Source organism: Allobosea sp. NPDC055594 (assembly GCF_053618995.1).
This window is the reverse complement of the sequence record NZ_JBSHIO010000008.1, coordinates 1-17,047: the sequence shown is the minus strand read 5'-3', so window position 1 is coordinate 17,047 and position 17,047 is coordinate 1. Positions and strand designations below refer to the sequence as shown.

The 17,047-nt window shown below is 65.6% G+C and carries 14 protein-coding genes; 4 read left to right on the top strand and 10 right to left on the bottom strand.

Annotation, left to right across the window (positions count from 1 at the left end; all coding sequences use genetic code 11):
- Positions 1-186: 186 nt before the first annotated feature.
- On the bottom strand, positions 187-1,395 hold the full coding sequence (locus ACWGRX_RS16915) for an ABC transporter substrate-binding protein (protein ID WP_452118495.1): 1,209 nt from the start codon (positions 1,393-1,395) through the stop codon (positions 187-189).
- A gap of 377 nt (positions 1,396-1,772) precedes the next feature.
- Between ACWGRX_RS16915 and ACWGRX_RS16910 the strand changes: the two genes are divergently transcribed.
- Complete coding sequence (locus ACWGRX_RS16910) at positions 1,773-3,404, top strand: GMC family oxidoreductase (RefSeq protein WP_452118494.1); 1,632 nt, start codon at positions 1,773-1,775, stop codon at positions 3,402-3,404.
- 73 nt (positions 3,405-3,477) lie between these two features.
- Entirely contained in the window at positions 3,478-4,788 is a 1,311-nt protein-coding gene (locus ACWGRX_RS16905; protein ID WP_452118493.1) for an aldehyde dehydrogenase family protein, read from the top strand.
- A 412-nt stretch (positions 4,789-5,200) separates the two neighbouring features.
- On the opposite strand, the gene ACWGRX_RS16900 is transcribed toward ACWGRX_RS16905, so the two are convergent.
- The 8 genes from ACWGRX_RS16900 to ACWGRX_RS16865 form a co-directional block, all read right to left on the bottom strand.
- Entirely contained in the window at positions 5,201-6,175 is a 975-nt protein-coding gene (locus tag ACWGRX_RS16900) for a quinone oxidoreductase family protein (protein ID WP_452118492.1), read from the bottom strand.
- 169 nt (positions 6,176-6,344) lie between these two features.
- On the bottom strand, positions 6,345-6,518 hold the full coding sequence (locus ACWGRX_RS16895) for a hypothetical protein (RefSeq protein WP_452118491.1): 174 nt from the start codon (positions 6,516-6,518) through the stop codon (positions 6,345-6,347).
- A 132-nt stretch (positions 6,519-6,650) separates the two neighbouring features.
- Complete coding sequence (locus ACWGRX_RS16890; RefSeq protein ID WP_452118490.1) at positions 6,651-8,087, bottom strand: aldehyde dehydrogenase family protein; 1,437 nt, start codon at positions 8,085-8,087, stop codon at positions 6,651-6,653.
- Between the two features lie 55 nt (positions 8,088-8,142).
- Positions 8,143-9,081 carry a hydroxymethylglutaryl-CoA lyase gene (locus tag ACWGRX_RS16885; protein ID WP_452118489.1) on the bottom strand — a complete coding sequence of 313 codons (939 nt, stop codon included), beginning with the start codon at positions 9,079-9,081 and terminating at the stop codon, positions 8,143-8,145.
- A 5-nt stretch (positions 9,082-9,086) separates the two neighbouring features.
- Entirely contained in the window at positions 9,087-9,884 is a 798-nt protein-coding gene (locus ACWGRX_RS16880) for an enoyl-CoA hydratase/isomerase family protein (RefSeq protein ID WP_452118488.1), read from the bottom strand.
- Between the two features lie 33 nt (positions 9,885-9,917).
- A complete protein-coding gene (locus tag ACWGRX_RS16875) occupies positions 9,918-11,336 on the bottom strand; it encodes an MmgE/PrpD family protein (RefSeq protein ID WP_452118487.1) in 1,419 nt (472 codons plus the stop codon).
- Between the two features lie 24 nt (positions 11,337-11,360).
- Positions 11,361-12,521: an acyl-CoA dehydrogenase family protein gene (locus tag ACWGRX_RS16870; RefSeq protein ID WP_452118486.1), complete on the bottom strand. Its 1,161-nt coding sequence runs from the start codon at positions 12,519-12,521 to the stop codon at positions 11,361-11,363.
- Positions 12,522-12,558: 37 nt separating this feature from the next.
- Positions 12,559-13,752 (bottom strand): CaiB/BaiF CoA transferase family protein, encoded by a 1,194-nt coding sequence (locus ACWGRX_RS16865; RefSeq protein WP_452118485.1) that lies wholly within the window; start codon positions 13,750-13,752, stop codon positions 12,559-12,561.
- A gap of 187 nt (positions 13,753-13,939) precedes the next feature.
- Between ACWGRX_RS16865 and ACWGRX_RS16860 the strand changes: the two genes are divergently transcribed.
- Complete coding sequence (locus ACWGRX_RS16860; protein WP_452118484.1) at positions 13,940-14,752, top strand: GntR family transcriptional regulator; 813 nt, start codon at positions 13,940-13,942, stop codon at positions 14,750-14,752.
- A gap of 4 nt (positions 14,753-14,756) precedes the next feature.
- Here ACWGRX_RS16860 and ACWGRX_RS16855 read toward each other — a convergent pair whose 3' ends face one another.
- Entirely contained in the window at positions 14,757-16,373 is a 1,617-nt protein-coding gene (locus ACWGRX_RS16855; protein WP_452118483.1) for a GMC family oxidoreductase, read from the bottom strand.
- Between ACWGRX_RS16855 and ACWGRX_RS16850 the strand changes: the two genes are divergently transcribed.
- Positions 16,313-16,912: a CoA transferase gene (locus ACWGRX_RS16850; RefSeq protein WP_452118679.1), complete on the top strand. Its 600-nt coding sequence runs from the start codon at positions 16,313-16,315 to the stop codon at positions 16,910-16,912. The two genes, ACWGRX_RS16855 and ACWGRX_RS16850, sit on opposite strands and share 61 nt — an antisense overlap.
- Positions 16,913-17,047 lie beyond the last annotated feature (135 nt).

Below are 17,047 nucleotides of genomic sequence, written 5' to 3'. Positions count from 1 at the left end.
GCGCTGTATGTGCGTCAAACCATGATCGCCACTGAAGGATTCATGGCGGTCCGGCCGGCTGACGAGTACCTTTCCATGCTGTTCTATCACCGGTCGGCAACTACTACGCCCGGCGCTCAAATAAAACCCGGGCCTGGCGACGCCGCCAGCCCGGGCTTCCGTGAAGGCCCTGCGGGCCGTTCCAACTTAGCCTTGCTTCTTGGCCTCGGCGCATTCGCCGTCGGCGACCGACTTGGTGACGTCCTCACCGGGAACCGTCGCGAGTACCTTGTAGTAGTCCCAAGGCGCCTTCGACTCGGAAGGCTGCTTGACCTCGAGCAGGTAGTAATCCCGGATGACCTTGCCATCAGCGCGGATATGCCCGGCCTTGATTAGCGGGTCCTTGATCGGCGTTTCGCGCATTGCTGTCGAGACTTTGACGGCATCGGTGCTGCCGGCCTTTTCGACCGCCTTGAGATAGTGGGTGACGGCGCTGTAGAGGCCGGCGTGATACATGCCCGGCGCCGTGCCGTTGTTACGCGCCTTGAAACGCGCGGCCCAGGTGCGGGTCTGCTCGTCGAGATCCCAATAGAACGACTCGGTGACGACCGTGCCCTGCGCCGCCGGCAGGCCGAGCGCGTGGACGTCGCTGATGAACAGGACGAGCGCGGCGACCTTGATACCAGCCGCGTTCAACCCGAACTCGCGAGCCTGGTTGATCGAGCGAACGGTGTCGCCAGTGCCGTTCGCGAGGCCGACCACGGTGGCCCCGGCGCTCTGCGCCTGCAGCAGATGCGAGGCGAAATCCTGGTTGTTGAGCGGGTGGCGTACAGCGCCGAGCACCGATCCGCCCGCCGCCTTGACGGCCGCCGAGGCGTCCCGCTCCAGCGCATGGCCGAAAGCGTAGTCCGCCGTCACGAAGAACCATTTCTTGCCGCCGGCCTTCACCAAAGCGCGGCCGGCGCTTGAGGCCATGGTGAAGGTATCCATCGCCCATTGCGTCGCGAAGGGCGAGCAGGACTTGCCGGTGAACTCCGAGGAGGCGCCTGCGGTGTTCAGGAAGATCTTCTGCTTCTCGCGGGTAAGAGCCTGAATACCGAGCCCCACGGACGAGACCGGCACGTCGACGATCGCATCGACGCCGTCCTTGTCCAGCCAGGCGCGGGCGATGCTGAGCCCGACATCGGGCTTGGCCTGGTGATCGGCGGTGACCATTTCGATCGGTTGGCCCAGGGCCTTGCCACCGAAATCCTCGATCGCCATACGCGCGGCGGCGACTGATCCGGGCCCTGTGATGTCGGCATAGACGCCGCCCATATCGGACAGTACGCCGATCTTGACCTTGCCGTCGGCTGCTTGCGCTACGCCGCACAAACTCTGCAGCGCCAGGCCGGCTGCGATCAAATAGGTGTTCATGCCCGTTCTCCCGTTCGTTCCGCCCTGTCCGGTAGGCGGGCATGCGAGAAGCTGCCCCGTCCTAGCGATCTTCTTATTGTTCGTATGAATAGACATCGACGTAAGCCGACGTCAAGTTGCGGCAGGGCATCGCAATAATATTCGATGTTAATCCCTTGCCGGGGAGGCGCACACTGCACGGATGCGGTTGTCGCGAGCCTCGGATCCGGCGGCGCGTCGGGATTTCCGAGGGCCACCGCTTGATCTGTCTTGCAGGCGCCTCTCTATTCATGCGAATGATTGGAGCGGGCGGATGTCAGTCGTCGCTCCCGCAGAGAATTCGCCGAGGCCAGCATGCCGTTCGACCAGCCCATCAGTGCACCGTCGTGGTCGTAGTCATGCAGGGCGCTGAGGATGTCTTCGATTATGTGATCGTCGGGGCCGGGTCGGCGGGTTGCATCCTGGCGAGCCGGCTGAGCGAGGGCGGCCGCTACAGCATCTGCCTGCTCGAGGCCGGTCCGCCAGATCGCAACCCCTACATCCATATCCCGGCGGGCTTCATCAAGACATTGAACAATCCACGCCTGACCTGGGCCTTCCCGACAGAGCCCGGCGGACAGATCGGCGGGCGCAGCATTCCGATCAGGGCCGGCAAGACACTCGGCGGCTCAAGCTCGATCAACGGCCATGTCTACAATCGCGGCCAGGGCGCGGATTTCGACAGCTGGGCGCAGAAGGGCAATACCGGCTGGAGCTATGCTGATGTCCTGCCATTCTTCAAGCGTAGCGAACGTCGGGTCGGGAGCGGCGAGGAGGAGGCGCGTGGCCGGTCCGGCCCGCTGCCGGTGACCGACATCGATTGGCAGCACCCGCTCTGCGCGGCTTTTGTCGAGGGCGTGGCCGCCCTCGGCATTCCGCGCAATCCGGATTACAATGGCGGCAGCCAGGCGGGCGTCGGCTACTATCAGCGCCTGATCGCGGGCGGGCGCCGGGTGAGTTCTGCCCGAGCCTTCCTGAAGCCGGCGCTGTCGCGGCCCAATCTCAACGTGCGGACAAACGCCCGCGCCCTGAGGATCGTCTTTGAAGGCACGCGGGCTATCGGGATCGTCTACGGGCAGGGCGGGGCACCTCGCCAAGTTCGTGCGCGGCGCGAGGTCGTGCTCAGCAGCGGCGCGATCAACTCGCCACGCCTGCTGCAATTGTCGGGTGTTGGGCCGGGCGCACTCCTTTCCGGGCTCGGAATTCCCGTCCGTCATGACCTCCTCGGCGTGGGTGAGAACCTGCAGGACCATTTCGCCATTCGCATGGTCGCGCGGGTGCGCAATATCGGCACGATCAACAGCCAGGTGCGCGGCCTGCGCCTGCTGCGCGAGGGGGCGCTGTGGCTGCTCGGGCGGCCGAGCGTGCTCGCCCTGAACCCCTCGCTCGCTTATGTCTTCGGCAAATCCGACCCGCTACTTGAGGACAGCGACCTGCAGTTCACCTTCACGCCAGCGAGCTATCGTGAGGGGTCGGTGGGCGTGCTCGACGATTTCGACGGGATGACCTGCGGCGCTTGGCAGCAGCGCCCGGAGAGCCGCGGCTATGTCAGGCTGCGCTCGGCCGTGCCCAATGACGCTCCGATCGTGCAGCCGAATTATCTCGAGTGCGAGAACGACCGACGTGTCCTGATCGCCGGCATCCGCCGCGCCCGCGATTTTCTCGGCAGTGCCGCACTGAGCCGCTATTTCGACCGCGAGGAACTGCCCGGCCCACAGGCCCGCAGCGACGATGAGCTCCTGGACTTCGCTCGGCAGCGCGGATCGACGGTTTTCCATCTGATGGGCAGCTGCCGCATGGGTCCTGCATCGGATCCGCTTGCCGTCGTTGATCCGCAATTGCGCGTCCGCGGGCTGCAGGGCCTGCGCGTCGTCGACGCTTCGGTCATGCCGACCATGCCGTCGGCCAACACGAACGCCGCGACCCTGATGATCGCCGAAAAGGCCGCCGACATGATCATCGCCGCCGCCGCCGGCCAGGACCGCGGCTAAACGGGAAATCGAAGCCATGCCAGCTATGAACAGCTCTTCTCGTATCGGCTTTGTCGGTGGCATCGAATGCGCGATGACCGCAGAAGCCGTCGAGGATGCCATTGCCCGGCTGGCTGCAGCCGCCGCGAAAATCCGGGCGACCTCGAGCCATGACAGGGCGGCCATCCTCGACAAGATGGCGGTGTCGCTTGCCGGTGACCTCGAGAGCATCGCACAGGCGCTGGCCGAGGAGAGTGGCTATCTCAGCTTTTCCGACATGAAGCTGGAGGTCCAGCGCACCGTCGAGGTCTTCCAGCTCGCTGCTGCCTATGCGCGCGTCGGCATGTCGGAAGTGCTCAATGTCGACGCGGTCGAACGCGCACGTGGCGCCGTCGGCTATATCAGGCGCGAGCCGATCGGGCCGATCCTCGGCATCACCGCCTATAACGGGCCGCTGCTGATCCCGGCACACAAGCTGGCGCCAGCGGTGGCGGCCGGCGCACCGCTCGTGCTCAAGCCGTCGCCGCGCGTGCCCCGCGCGGCGATCGAACTGGCAAAGCGGGTCGTCGCGGCCGGCTGGCCGGCCGAGGCGGTCGCGGTTCTCGACCTCGACAACGACGCGACCATGGCGCTGGTGTGCGACGAGCGTCTGCCGATCGTCAGTTTCACCGGCGGCGAGATCGGCTGGACGATCAAGGACATGGTGCCGCGCAAGCATGTCCATCTCGAACTGGGGGGCATCGGCGCGGTGCTCATCGCGGCGGATGCCAATCTCGACCAGGCCGCACGGGAATGCGCCGCGGCGGGCTTCGTGCGCTCGGGCCAGTCCTGCATCTCCGTGCAGCGCATCTATGTTGAGCAGCCGGTCTATCAGGCCTTTGTCGAGAAGTTCGTCATGCAGGTCGCGCCGATGCAGATAGGCGGCCCGGCGGCGATCAGCCCGATGGTCGACGCCGCTTCGGCGCAGCGCGTGAAACTGCTGATCGACGACGCTGTCGGGAAGGGCGCCAAACTCGCCTGCGGCGGGACACGCAGCGAGGCCATGCTCGAGCCGACCGTCCTGCTGGGGGCGACCGCGGAGATGACGGTGATGCGCAAGGAGGCGTTCGGGCCGATCGTCGCCGTCTCGCCTGTCGCCTCGCTGGAAAGCGCGATCGACGAAATCAACGCGGTCTCCGGCTCGATCCATCATGGCATCTATACCGCGAGCATCGACGCCGCCTTCCACGCGGCCGACAGAATCCGGGCAGGCGGCGTGATCATCAATGGACCCGCCACCTGGCGCGTCGACCATATGCCCTATGGCGGCACGGGTACGTCGGGCTTCGGCCGTGAAGGCATTCGCTATGCGGTCGAGCAGTTCACCGAGCCGAAGGTGATCATCGTGCGGCCCACAAGTCCCTGAGTTTGCGGCCGCGCTGATCACTGGCCGACGCCGCGCTAGGCGTTGTCAGGTCAACTGACGTTTGAAGCGGGGAGGTCCGGCGGAGCTGAGGCTGATCAGGCGCCGCTGTGGTTCAGGCCTTTCCGATGATGGCCACGCCGGTAGGATCAGTCCCCTGTGCGACTACATGCCGGTAAGATGGAGAGCGCGGCGCGGCGCGATGGCGGCGCCGTCATGTAGAATTTTCCTTTCCGGCTTCCGCCGGCGGCGTGGTTAATGTCGGCAAGCGTCACTGACAAGCGCCAGCGCGCCGCAGCTGTTTCCTCTATTAAGTTCGAAGGATATAGACGGGCGATCCGCGGTTAAGCCGACATGTGCGCGCGCCCATGCAAAAACGAGGCGTCGAGGCAGATCATTTCAGGAATAGCCCTCCTCAGGAGATGAGGATCGTAGAGCCGGTCGTCTCCCTTGCCTCCAGCGCTCTGTGCGCCTCCGCGGCTTCCAGAAGTGGCAGACGTAAACCGATCTCAACCGCCAGGACACCGTCCGCGAGAGCCGCGAAGGTCTCGCAGGCGAGCCTCTGCCGCATAGCGGCATCGCGCAGATAATGGAAAATGATCGGCCGCGACAACGCGTTCGACCGGGCCGCGAGCTGCGAGACTTGGAAGGCCGGCACCGATCCGGAAGACTGGCCGAAATTCACGATCTTTCCGAAATAGGCCAGAGCCGCCAGTGAGCTTTGGAAACTGTCGCGGCCAACAGAGTCATAGGCCACCGAGACCCCGCGTCCGTCCGTGATTTCGTTGATCCGCGCTACCAGATCGCTGTCCCGGCTGAGCAGGACATGATGGGCGCCACAGGCCCGCGCGATCGCTTCCTTGCGGGCGTCTCCGACGGTGGCGATGACGGTCGCGCCTAGATGATTTGCCCAGCGGCAGAGCAATTGGCCGACGCCGCCAGCGGCGGCATGGATCAGCACGGTGTCGCCGGCTGCCACCGGATATTCGTAGCGCAGCAGCATGCAGGCGGTGACGCCCTTCAGGATCGCTGCGGCGGCGACCTCGTCGGTGATGCCGCAGGGCAACTTGAGGGCCAGGGAGGCCTGCAGATTGCGAGCCGATGCATATGCGCCATAGGCCTCCGTGACATAGCAGATGCGGTCGCCCTCGACGAAGCCCGCGACACCCTGCCCGACGGCCTCGACCACCCCGCTTGCCTCGATGCCTGGGATGCCGGGCAATGGCAGAGTGCGGTAAAGACCGGAACGGACGTAGATGTCGTGGAAATTGACGCCGACCGCTGTGTGGCGGACGCGCAGCTCTCCGGGGCCCGGCGCCGGCAATGTGATCTCCTCGCATTGCAGCTGTTCAGGGCCACCGAATTCGCGCAGCACGATTGCTGTAGCCATGGTTGTTCACCCTTTGATATCGATGGATCATCCCGCTCAGCCGGTGATCTTCAGGCCGGTGCGCTTGGCAAGCTCGCGGAACCTTGCATTCTAGGTCACGACGATCTCCCGCGTGCTTTCAGGTGTGTTGACCCCATCCCAGGGCTCCACGCCCGCCTTGAGAAAGCGCTCAAGCGGCAGGCCCCGTGCCTTCGACCATCAGCCGGGCTGCGACATCGGTCGAGCCGCCCGGCGGATAGCCGTTCGACATGATCAGCGAGCGCGTCGGGAAACCCTGCGCATGGGCGCTCCGACTCGACAACGCATCGGCGGCAAGTCCGAGTACGTATTCGCGGCGATTCATGGTGCCTCTTCCGGGGAAAAGGATCGACTGCTTGTCAACTTCATCTTATAAATTTGACGGATACAGTGAGACTCGACCAAATTGCCCTGCCGAGAGGAAGACCTGGGCTTCCCGTGGGTAGGTCTTCCCATTTCAGCTGCCATGCTTGATCGCGATCATCTTCATCGACGCGAAGCCGTAGAGCGCCTCGAACCCCTTCTCGCGACCATGACCCGATGCCTTCACGCCGCCGAAGGGCGTCTCGACTCCGCCGCCGGCGCCATAATTGTTGACAAATACCTGCCCCGACCTGATCCGCTTCGCGAGGCGCAGGCCGCGCCCCACATCGGAGGTCCAGACACCAGCCGCTAGCCCGTATGGTGTGCCATTGGCGACGGCCACGGCATCGTCCTCGTTCTTGATCCGGATGGCGACGAGAACTGGCCCGAAAATCTCCTCCTGCGCCAGGCGGTGTCCGGGTGGCACATCGCCGATTAGCGTTGGCCGGACGAAGAAGCCGCCATTATCCGTCCGCGCGGCGATCTCCGTCTCGGCCAGGATGCTGAGCCCATCCTTGCTCGCCAGCGCGATGAACGCCTCGACACGCTCCTTCTGCTTGGCATTGACGAGCGGACCGAGATCGAGGTCGTCGGCTCCGGCACCGACGCGCAATTCACGGAAGCGCCGCGCAAGGTCGGCCGTGAAGCTGTCGTAGATGCTGTCCTCGATCAGAACGCGCGAGCCAGCACTGCAGGTCTGCCCGGCATTTTGCGTGATAGCCTTGACGATGGTCGCCGCCGCCTCGGCAAGGGGCGCATCGGCGAAGACGATCTGCGGTGATTTTCCTCCGAGTTCCAGTGTGACCGGAATCGTGTTCCTGGCCGCGGCGGCCTGAACCAGGGTACCAACCTCGCGCGAGCCGGTGAAGCTGATATGCGAAATGCCGGGGTGGGCGGCTAGTGCCGCGCCCGCCTCTTCCCCGAGCCCGGTGACGACGTTGAAGGCGCCCTGCGGAAAACCTGCTTCCTCCGCCAGCTTGGCCAAGGCGATCGCGGTCAGCGGCGTGTCCTCGGCGGGCTTGAGGACGATCGCATTGCCCATGGCCAAGGCCGGCGCGACGGAGCGCCCCATCATCTGCAGCGGGTAGTTCCACGGAACGATATGCGCGGTCACGCCATGCGGCTCGTAGACGGTCATGACCAGATGGTCATTGAGCGAGGGAATGGTCTCGCCATGCACCTTGTCGGCCGCGCCGGCGTAATATTCGAAATAGCGCGCGCAGGACGTGACGTCGGCACGCGTCTGGCTGACCGGCTTGCCGACATCGTCGCTTTCCAGCCGCGCCAGCGCTTCGGCATCGCGGCTGATGAGCTGCGAGAGACGGAGCAGCAGGCGCCCGCGTGCGGTCGCGGCCAGCTTGCCCCACTCCCCGTCCAGCGCTGCCTGCGCGGCATGCACTGCCGCATCGACTTCGGCGGCGCCCGAGCGCGGGATCTCGGCGAGCTTGCGGCCGTCCGAGGGGCTGAACACGTCGATCGTGCGCTCCGCCGGTGTCCAGACGCCGCCGATATAGTTGCTGTGCATGTTCATCCCGGTTTCCTCCTGCGCCGTCTCGGAACATCGCGGGTTGGCTTTGTCATGCTTCTCAAGCCGCCCGGGCGGCCGCCCTGTGAAAAGTCCTGGGCAGGCCGGCGCGGCTGACGCCGCCCGAAAAGCGTTCGCCCGGCAGCCAGCTTTCCACCTTCCGGCGGAGCGCGATGAGCGCATCGATGTCGATGCCCGTGTCGAAGCCTAGGGCCTCGAGCAGATGGGCGCAGTCCTCGGTGTTGATGTTGCCGCTCGCGCCGGGCGCAAAGGGGCAGCCGCCGAGGCCGCCGATCGAGGCGTCGAAGCGCCGGACGCCAGCTTCCAGCGCGGCCACGACATTGGCGAGGCCGAGGCCACGCGTATCGTGGAAATGCGCTGCCAGCGGCAGACCCCCGGTCGCTGCGGCGATCCTGCCGAACAGATGCCCGACCTGCCGCGGATTGGCATAGCCGACCGTATCGGCGGCCATGAGCTCGTCGGCGCCGTCGCGGGCGAGCGTCTCCGCGATCTCGACGACGCGGTCCTCGGGCACCTCGCCCTGAAGGGTGCAGCCGAAGGCGGTCGCAATGCCGCAGCAGAGCGACACGGTGGCTTTGAGCCCGCGCGCGCGGCGCTCGGCCACGATCAGGCGAAATTCTTCCAGGGCCGCATCGGTGCTGCGGCGAGCATTGGAAAGGCTGTGCGTCTCACTAGCCGAGACGACGTAATTGACCTTCGACTGGCCGGCATCGAAGGCACGGACCGCACCCTTTAGGTTGACGACCAGGGTCGACACCGCGGCGGTGCGCAGATCGGCCAGTCCTACCGCGACTTCGGCCGCATCGGCGAATTGCGGGATGACGTGCGGCGGGACGAAGGAGGTCGCCTCGATCTCGGGGATGCCGGCCTCGGCTGCGGCGCGGGCGAAGGCGAGCTTGTGCGCGGTCGGCAGTATGGTCTTCACCATCTGCAGACCGTCGCGCAGGCCGACTTCACGAATGTAGGCGGTCTCGATCATGGCGCTCATCGTCCCCGGAAGCGCGGCGGGCGCTTCTCGTTGAAGGCGAGCACGCCCTCGTGCCGGTCCTCGGTAGGAACCATGCGGGCATAGGCCTCGATCTCGAGCGCGAGCCCGTCGCGCAGTGACATCTGCAGGCCGCGATGGACGGAGAGCTTTGCCTGCCGCGTGGCGATCGGGGCGTTGCGGGCGATCGCGGCGGCCGTCACGCGTGCCTCGGCGAGCAGGTCGGCGAGCGGATAGACGGCGTTGACGAAACCCCAGGCCTCGGCCTGCGCAGCGCTGAAGGGGCGGCCGGTCAGGATCAGTTCCTTGGCCCGGCGCTCGCCCAGTGCGCGCGGCAGCGTCTGGGTGCCGCCGCCGCCGGGCATGATGCCGAGCGTCACCTCCGACTGCGCGAACCGCGCGCCCTCGGCGGCGTAGAGAAAGTCGCAGCACGCCGCGATCTCGCAGCCGCCGCCATAGGCCGCGCCGTTGACCGCGCCGATGAGGGGCACGGGGCAGTCGAGCAGGGCGCGGACCATGCGCTCGAACACGACATGCTGGCGCTGCCATTGCTCGTCGCTCATGCCGCGACGCTCCTTGAGGTCGCCGCCGGCGCAGAAGGCCCGCTCGCCCTCGCCGCTCAGGACGATGCAGCGCAGATCTCCAGGATCGAGCGCGACATCCTCGAAGAGCCGCACGAGATCGCGCCCCATTCGGGTGTTCAGCGCGTTCATCGCCTCCGGGCGCGCCAGCGTGACCTCGAGCACATGCTCGCAGGGCCTCGCCAGCCGCAGTGTTTCGAAGTCCCGAGCATCCATGGCGGCGCCTTCCTGTTGCGGCTGCGGATGGTTTCAGTTCGCGGCGATGTTCGCGCGCAGCCGCGCGAACCAGGTCCCGATGTCGGCATGACTCGCGAGCTTCAATCCCTCTTCGAACAGTGCCGCGACTTCGCGTTCGTCGGCCGGCGGGCAGGTGCGCAGCAGGCAGTCCTTCCACTTCACCAGCAATTGCGCGGGCGTGAGCGGATCCTCCAGCGAGCCGGGCGAGGCGGTGATCGTCCGCGATAGGCTGGCGCCCTCATGCGGCGTCAGGGTCACGGTCACCGGCGCGCTGCCGAGATCGCTGCCCTTCTGCGCGGCGCCGCCGGCCTCGATCACGGCGACATCGCGCAGCCGCTCCTGGATCTGCGGCCGCATGACCGCCGCATCGGTGAAGCTCTTCAGGTCGATGCGCCCGTCGGCCAGGCTCGCGACCACGGCATAGGGGGCGCTGAACAGGGCGTTGAGGCCGCTCTTCGGGAAGGGGTGGATCAGCGGCTTGGTGCCGCCAGCCGGCATGTCGACCCGCATGCTGGCGATCGCGGAAAGCGGCAGCCCGCTGTCCTGGCGCAAGGCGAGCGTCGCCTCGATCATCTTGTGCAGCATATAGCAGCAGGGATAGCGCTTCTGCTCGAAACCAGGCTCAACGATCGCGAAGGGCGCGCCGAGCACTAGGCCTTTCTGCCAGCGATCGGTCTCGCCGCCGGAGAAGGCGTGCAGGAAGCCCTCCTGCTCGAAGGGCTCGGCGGCACCCTCAATGCCGGCCGCGGCAAGACGGGCGGCGCGCAGACCGTTGCCGGCGGCGATGCCGACATGCAGCGACTTCACCATCGAGCCGAAATTCTTGCGCAGGCCGGAGGAGTGGCTGGCCGCTATGGCAAGCGCGTGTCGCGTCCTCGTTTCGTCGAGACGCATCAGCCGGGCGCAGGCCGCCGCCGCGCCGACGGCACCAAGCGTCGCCGTGGCATGGAAGCCGAGCGCATAATGACGGAAGCCCATCGCCTGACCGAGACGGATCAGCAGCTCGGTGCCGACGATGAAGGCCTCGAGCAGGGCCCGGCCGGAAATGCCCTGGCGCGGCGAGGCGGCTAGGAGGGCCGAGAGCACTGGCGCGCTCGGATGGCAGACGGTCAGCATGCTGACATCGTCATAGTCGAGCACATGGCTCGCCATGCCGAAAAGCAGGGCGGCATCGTCGCTGCGATAGGCGGCATTGCCCCAGAAGGAAGGGATGGAGCTCGCCCTGTCGTCCGGCTCCAGCGAGCCGGCGAGCGCCCGCACGCCGGGTTCCGCCCCGCCGGCAATGGTGACCGCGAGCGTGTCGAGCATGATCCGGCTGGCTTCGGCGAGCTCGCGCTCGCCGATCGCCGCCGTGCTCACGAAGGCTGCGATATCCTGTGCCGCGCTGCGGGGGGGCTGCGTCGCTTCCTGTCTGCTGGCTAGTATCGACATCGCGTCCTCCGAGAGCTTCTGGGGTCAGTAGGAGCGGGGCATGCCCAGCGCGTGCTGGGCGACCTGTGCCAAGATCAGGTTGTTGGAGATCGGCGCGGTGCGGAACAGGCGCGCCTCCTTCCATTTGCGCTCGACATGGTACTCGCTGGCGACACCATAGCCGCCGAAGGTGGTCATGCAGGCCTCGGCCGCCTCCCAGCTCGCCTCGGTCGCGAGGTACTTGGCCATGCTGGTCTCGGTGCCGCAGGGCTTGCCCTGGTCGAACAGCGCGGCCGCCCGGTTGCGCATCAGCTCGGCGGCCTGCACGTTCATGTGCGCCCTGGCGATCGGGAACTGGATGCCCTGGTTCTGGCCGATCGGCCGGTCGAAGACCTGGCGCTCGCTGGCATAGCGCGAGGCCTGCTCGACGAACCATTTGCCGTCGCCGAGGGATTCGCTGCAGACCAGCAGGCGCTCGGAGTTCAGCGAATCCACGAGGTAGTGGAAGCCCTTGCCTTCCTCGCCGATGCGGTCCTCGTCGCTGACCTCGAGATTGTCGATGAAGACCTCGTTGGTGTGGTGGTTCATCATCGTGCGGATCGGCCGGCCCTTCAGCGAGGCCCCGGCCTTGGCGATGTCGACGAGGAAGAGGCTGAGGCCCTCGGTCTTCTTCCTGACCTCTTCGAGCGGCGTGGTGCGCGCGATCAACAGGTACATGTGCGACTGGAAGTAGCGCGAGGTCCAGATCTTCTGGCCGTTGATGACGTAGCCGCCCGGCACCTTCCTGGCGAAGGTCTTGATCTTCAGTGTGTTGGAGCCGGCATCGGGCTCCGTGACGCCGAAGGCCTGCAGGCGTAGGCTGCCATCGGCGATGCGCGGCAGATATCGGCGTTTCTGCGCCTCGCTGCCATGGTTCAGCAGCGAGCCCATCGTGTACATCTGCGCGTGGCAGGCGGCGCCGTTGCCGCCGGAACGGTTGATCTCCTCGAGGATGATGCAGCCTTCCATCACCCCGAGGCCGGAGCCGCCAAATTCCTCGGGAATCAGGGCCGAGAGCCAGCCGGCATCGGTCATCGCCTGGACGAATTCCTCGGGATAGGCGCCGGCTTCGTCGCAGCGCAGCCAGTAGTCGGGGCCGAACCCCTCGCAGAGCTTGCGGACGGCCTCGCGGATCTCCTGCTGCGTGTCGGTGTACTCGAAATCCATGATCGTCCCTGATCCTTCCTGTCCCTGAGAGCGCGGCTCAGCCGATGATCCCGCCCGCGCGCAATTCCGCGATCCGATCCGAAGTGAGCCCGGCGTCCGCCAGAACCTGCGCCGTATCCGCGCCGAGGCCGGGCGGCGGGTTCAGCGCATGGTCGCGGCGGCCATTGATCCTGAGCGGCAGGGCCACCACCTTGTGATCTGGAGCGTTCTCGATCGGCATGCCGGCGATCATGCCGGAAGCCTCGACCTGATCATTCTTCAGCATCTGCGCGACATCGTGCATCTCGCTGCAGGGCGCGCCGGCCCGTCGCAGCCGGTCGATGATCTCGGCCGTCGGCAGTGCCTGGGTCAGCGCAGTGATCGCAGCGCGCAGTACCTCGCGATTGGCGACGCGCTGCGGATTGGTCGCGAAGCGCGGGTCGTCCGCCAGGCCGGGCTGGCCGAGGCCCTGGCAGATGCGGCGGAAGAGGCCGTCATTGCCGGCCGCGATGAAGACCTGCCCGTCCGCCGCATGGAAGAGCTCGTAGGGCGCGGTCATCGCCATGGCCGAGCCCATCTTGCGCGGCAGCTTGCCGGTCGCGAGATAGCTCGCGACGAAGACCGTCATCCAGTTGATGCCGGTATCGAGCAGGCTCGCCTCGATGACCGAGCCGCGCCCGGAACGGGCCCGCTCGACCACGCCCGCGAAAATGCCGAGCGCCGCCCACATCCCCGTTCCGATGTCGATCAGGGAGACGCCGACGCGCACCGGATCGTCACCTTCGCTGCCGGTGACGCTCATCACGCCGGCGAATGCCTGCATCAGTGGATCGTACCCCGGCAGGTTCTTCAGCGGCCCTGTCTGCCCGAAAGCGCTGATCGCGCAGTAGATCAGGCGTGCGTTGACCGCCTTGAGATCGTCGGCGCCGAAGCCCCGGGCCTCGGCGCTGCCCGGTTTCATCGAATGGATGAAGACGTCTGCGCTTGCGGCCAGCTGCCTGAGTAAGGCTACGCCCTCCGGCTTGTCGAGATCGATGCAGACACTGCGCTTGTTGCGGTTCAGCGCGACGAAGGTGGAGGACTGCCCGGCGATTTCGGGAGGACGCCAGTCGCGTGTGTCGTCGCCACGGCCCGGGCGCTCGACCTTGATCACCTCGGCGCCGAAATCGCCTAGCACCTGCGTGCAGAACGGGCCGGCGACGTTCTGCGTCAGGTCGATCACGCGCAATCCGGACAAGACGGTCTCGATCATGGCTCATCCTGATTGTTTCGCATCGCGGGCTTGGGGGGGCGTCGCTTATTTATTCGACGAATAAGATCGGACAGCGCCGAGATCAAGCGAACAATCGCGCAAGCAGGATAATTGTCGAATGATTGTGTCGTGGACTCTGCCGCGCCCTGCTGGCTGCGATGCGACGCTTTCGGCGCAATGACGCAATATGTTCGCGCGTCACGCCTTGCTTTCGGCCTCCGACCGCCTAGAGTCTTGGCGGGGCAGCAAATCATTCGTCGATATGGATCAGCAGCAACATTCAGGAGCAAGGCACGCGGCGCTTGCCGCCGAGTTGACCGAGGAAATCGGCCGGGGGGATTATCCACTCGGCTCCCGCTTTCCGAGCGAGCATGAGTTGCAGGAGCGCTTCGGCGTCGGGCGCCACACAATCCGCGAGGCGCTCAAGGTATTGACCGAGCAGGGCTTGCTCGGCCGGCGACGTAAAACCGGGACCGTAGTGCTCTCGCATCGTCCGGTCTCGCATTATGTGCACAGCATGCGCGACATCCGCAGCCTGTTCGACTTCGCGCAGAACACGACGCTCGACATCCAGCACGAGGGCTTCGTCTCGGTCTCGGGCCAGACTGTCGAGGAATTCGCACAGTTGCCCGACAAGCGCTGGTTCAGGGTTGCCGGGCTGCGCTCGACCCGTCATGACGGCACCGCGCTCTGCTGGTCCGAGGTCGCCGTTCCCGAGCGCTTCGCGCCGAACCGCGACGACGTCCATCGCGGCGACAGGGCTGTCTACGAGATCGTGCTGCAGCAGTTCGGGTTGCGGCTCGACCATGTCGAGCAGTCGATTACGGCGACGACGCTGTCGCCCAAGCTTGCCGCCATCCTGAACGCCCAGCCCCACAGCGCCGCGCTGATGGTGAAGCGCCATTACGTCGCCCACCCCAACACGATCTTCGAGATCTCGCACAATCTCTATCCGGCAGACCGCTATTCGATGCACAGCATCATCCGTCAGCGCGCCTAAACGCCTAGGCGGCGCGCCGGCTCTGCAGGATCAGATCCGCTGCCTTCTCGCCGATCATGATCGTCGGTGCGTTCGTGTTGCCCGTCGTCAGGCTAGGCATGATCGATGCGTCCGCGACCCGTAGGCCGGCAATGCCGCGCAATTTGAGCTGCGGGTCGACCACTGCCATTGCATCGATGCCCATGCGGCAGGTCCCGACGGGGTGATAGATCGAGGCGCCCTCTTGGCGAGCGAAGCTCTCGATATCCGCGTCGCTTACGATATCGCGACCGGGCTTCAGCTCCGAGACATAGCAAGAGGAGAGAGCAGGGGAAGAGAGTATCCGGCGCGCATGACGCAGGCCTGCGCAGGTGACCCTCACATCCTCGGGGTCGGACAGGTAGCCGTAGCGGATCTTCGGCGCCGTACCGGCATCGGACGATGCGATCATCACCGAGCCGCGACTCGCCGGGCGGGCGGCGCAGATTGCGACGGTCATCCCTGGCTCCCGTTCCAGCATGAGTGCCTTTCCAAAGGCGTAGCTTGCGGGCGTGAAGGAGAGCTGGATATCGGGGCTCTGCAGCCCCTCGCGACTGTGGCAGAACACCATCGCGCTGGTCACGCCGAAGGTCAGGGCTCCCCGCCCGGCCAGAGCGAAGATCGCCGCCTCGCGCATCAGCCGCCAGCCGCGGGCAAGCTCGTTGATGGTAGTCATGTCTTTGAGCCGGCAGACAATGCGTACCGCGTAGTGATCCGCGAGATTGGCTCCAACGCCGGGTAGGTCGAGCATCGGCTCGACGCCGACCAAGCGCAGATGTGCCGCCGGCCCGATGCCGCTGAGCTGCAAGATCTGCGGCGAGCCGATGGCTCCGGCGGACAGGATGACTTCATTGCGGGCATTCACGGTGCCCGGCCGGCCGTGGCGGCGAAAGCGCAGCCCGCTGCACCGGCCGTTCTCGATGATCAACCCTTCAACGACAGCCCCGGTCAGTATCCTGACATTGCGAGCTCCGGGGTGGCCAAGAAAGGTCCGGTAGGTCGAGCCGCGCAGGCGCCCGCGACGTGACATCTGAGCGTGGCTCACTCCGTCCTGCCGGGCGCCGTTGACGTCGTCGTTGAAGGGAAAGCCCGCCTCCTGCGCCGCTTCGACAAAGCGATGGGTCAGCGGCAACACGGTTCGGTAAGGCTCGACCGGCATCGGCCCGTCCTGGCCGCGAAAGGCTGGGGCGCCACCGGCCCGATATGTCTCGGAGCGCTTGAAGAGCGGCAATATCTCCTGATAGCTCCAGCCGCGGCAGCCCGCTTGCGCCCAAGCGTCGTAATCTGCCGGATTGCCGCGCACATACAGCATTCCGTTGATCGAACTGCTACCGCCGAGCACTTTGCCACGCGGCGTGTGAATCCGCCGCTCGCACGTACCCAGTTCCGGCTCCGAGGCATACATCCAGTTATGCTTCGGATTATAGAGTTGATGCCCGACGCCGGCCGGGATCTGGATCATCGGATCGCGATCACTGCCGCCCGCTTCTAACAGGATCACGCGCATTCCAGCCTCGGACAGGCGCGCCGCGATCACACAGCCTGCCGACCCTCCTCTACGATGTCGGGATCGCAAATCTGAACTACATGGCGGCCTGGGCATTGAACCGCGATTTCGTACCGTCACGGCTCGCTCGTTCCGCGCATCCGACGCTCGGGCCGTGCCAGTTGTTCAAGACGGCCGATGGCTGGATCTACATCATGGCAAACAAGGAAAAGTTTTTTCCGAGGCTATGCGAGCGCCTGGAGCGCCCTGATCTAGTCCTCGATCCGCGTTTTCAAACGTTTTCGGATCGCCAGAGCCACAGGCAGGTTCTCTCTGATATTTTGGATTCTATTTTTGTGCAGTGTCGCACGGCACAATGGCTGGAGCGACTGGCCGGGGCCGTGCCAGCCGCTCCGGTCGCAAATATGGCCGCCGCCTTGGCCTCCGACTTCACCAACGAGCGAGGCATGATCATGCGGCTCGAGGCGGAAAATGGCGCTAGTCTCTCGGTCATCGGATCTCCATTCGTGACCGGAGAAGCGGTGCCGCAACGCGCCGCCCCGATACTCGGTCGCCATACCGACGCATTGCTGGCCGAAGCCGGCATCACAGCCGACGAGATCGACGATCTGCGATCCCGCGGCATTGCGTTGTAAGCATCGGCGCCATACAGAGAGACGAATCTGAATGGATAATGATGTTATTCTCTCGACGTCGGGTCTTACGAAAGAATTCGCCGGCTTCACAGCAGTCAATGGGGTCGATCTCAGCGTCAAACGCGGCACGATCCA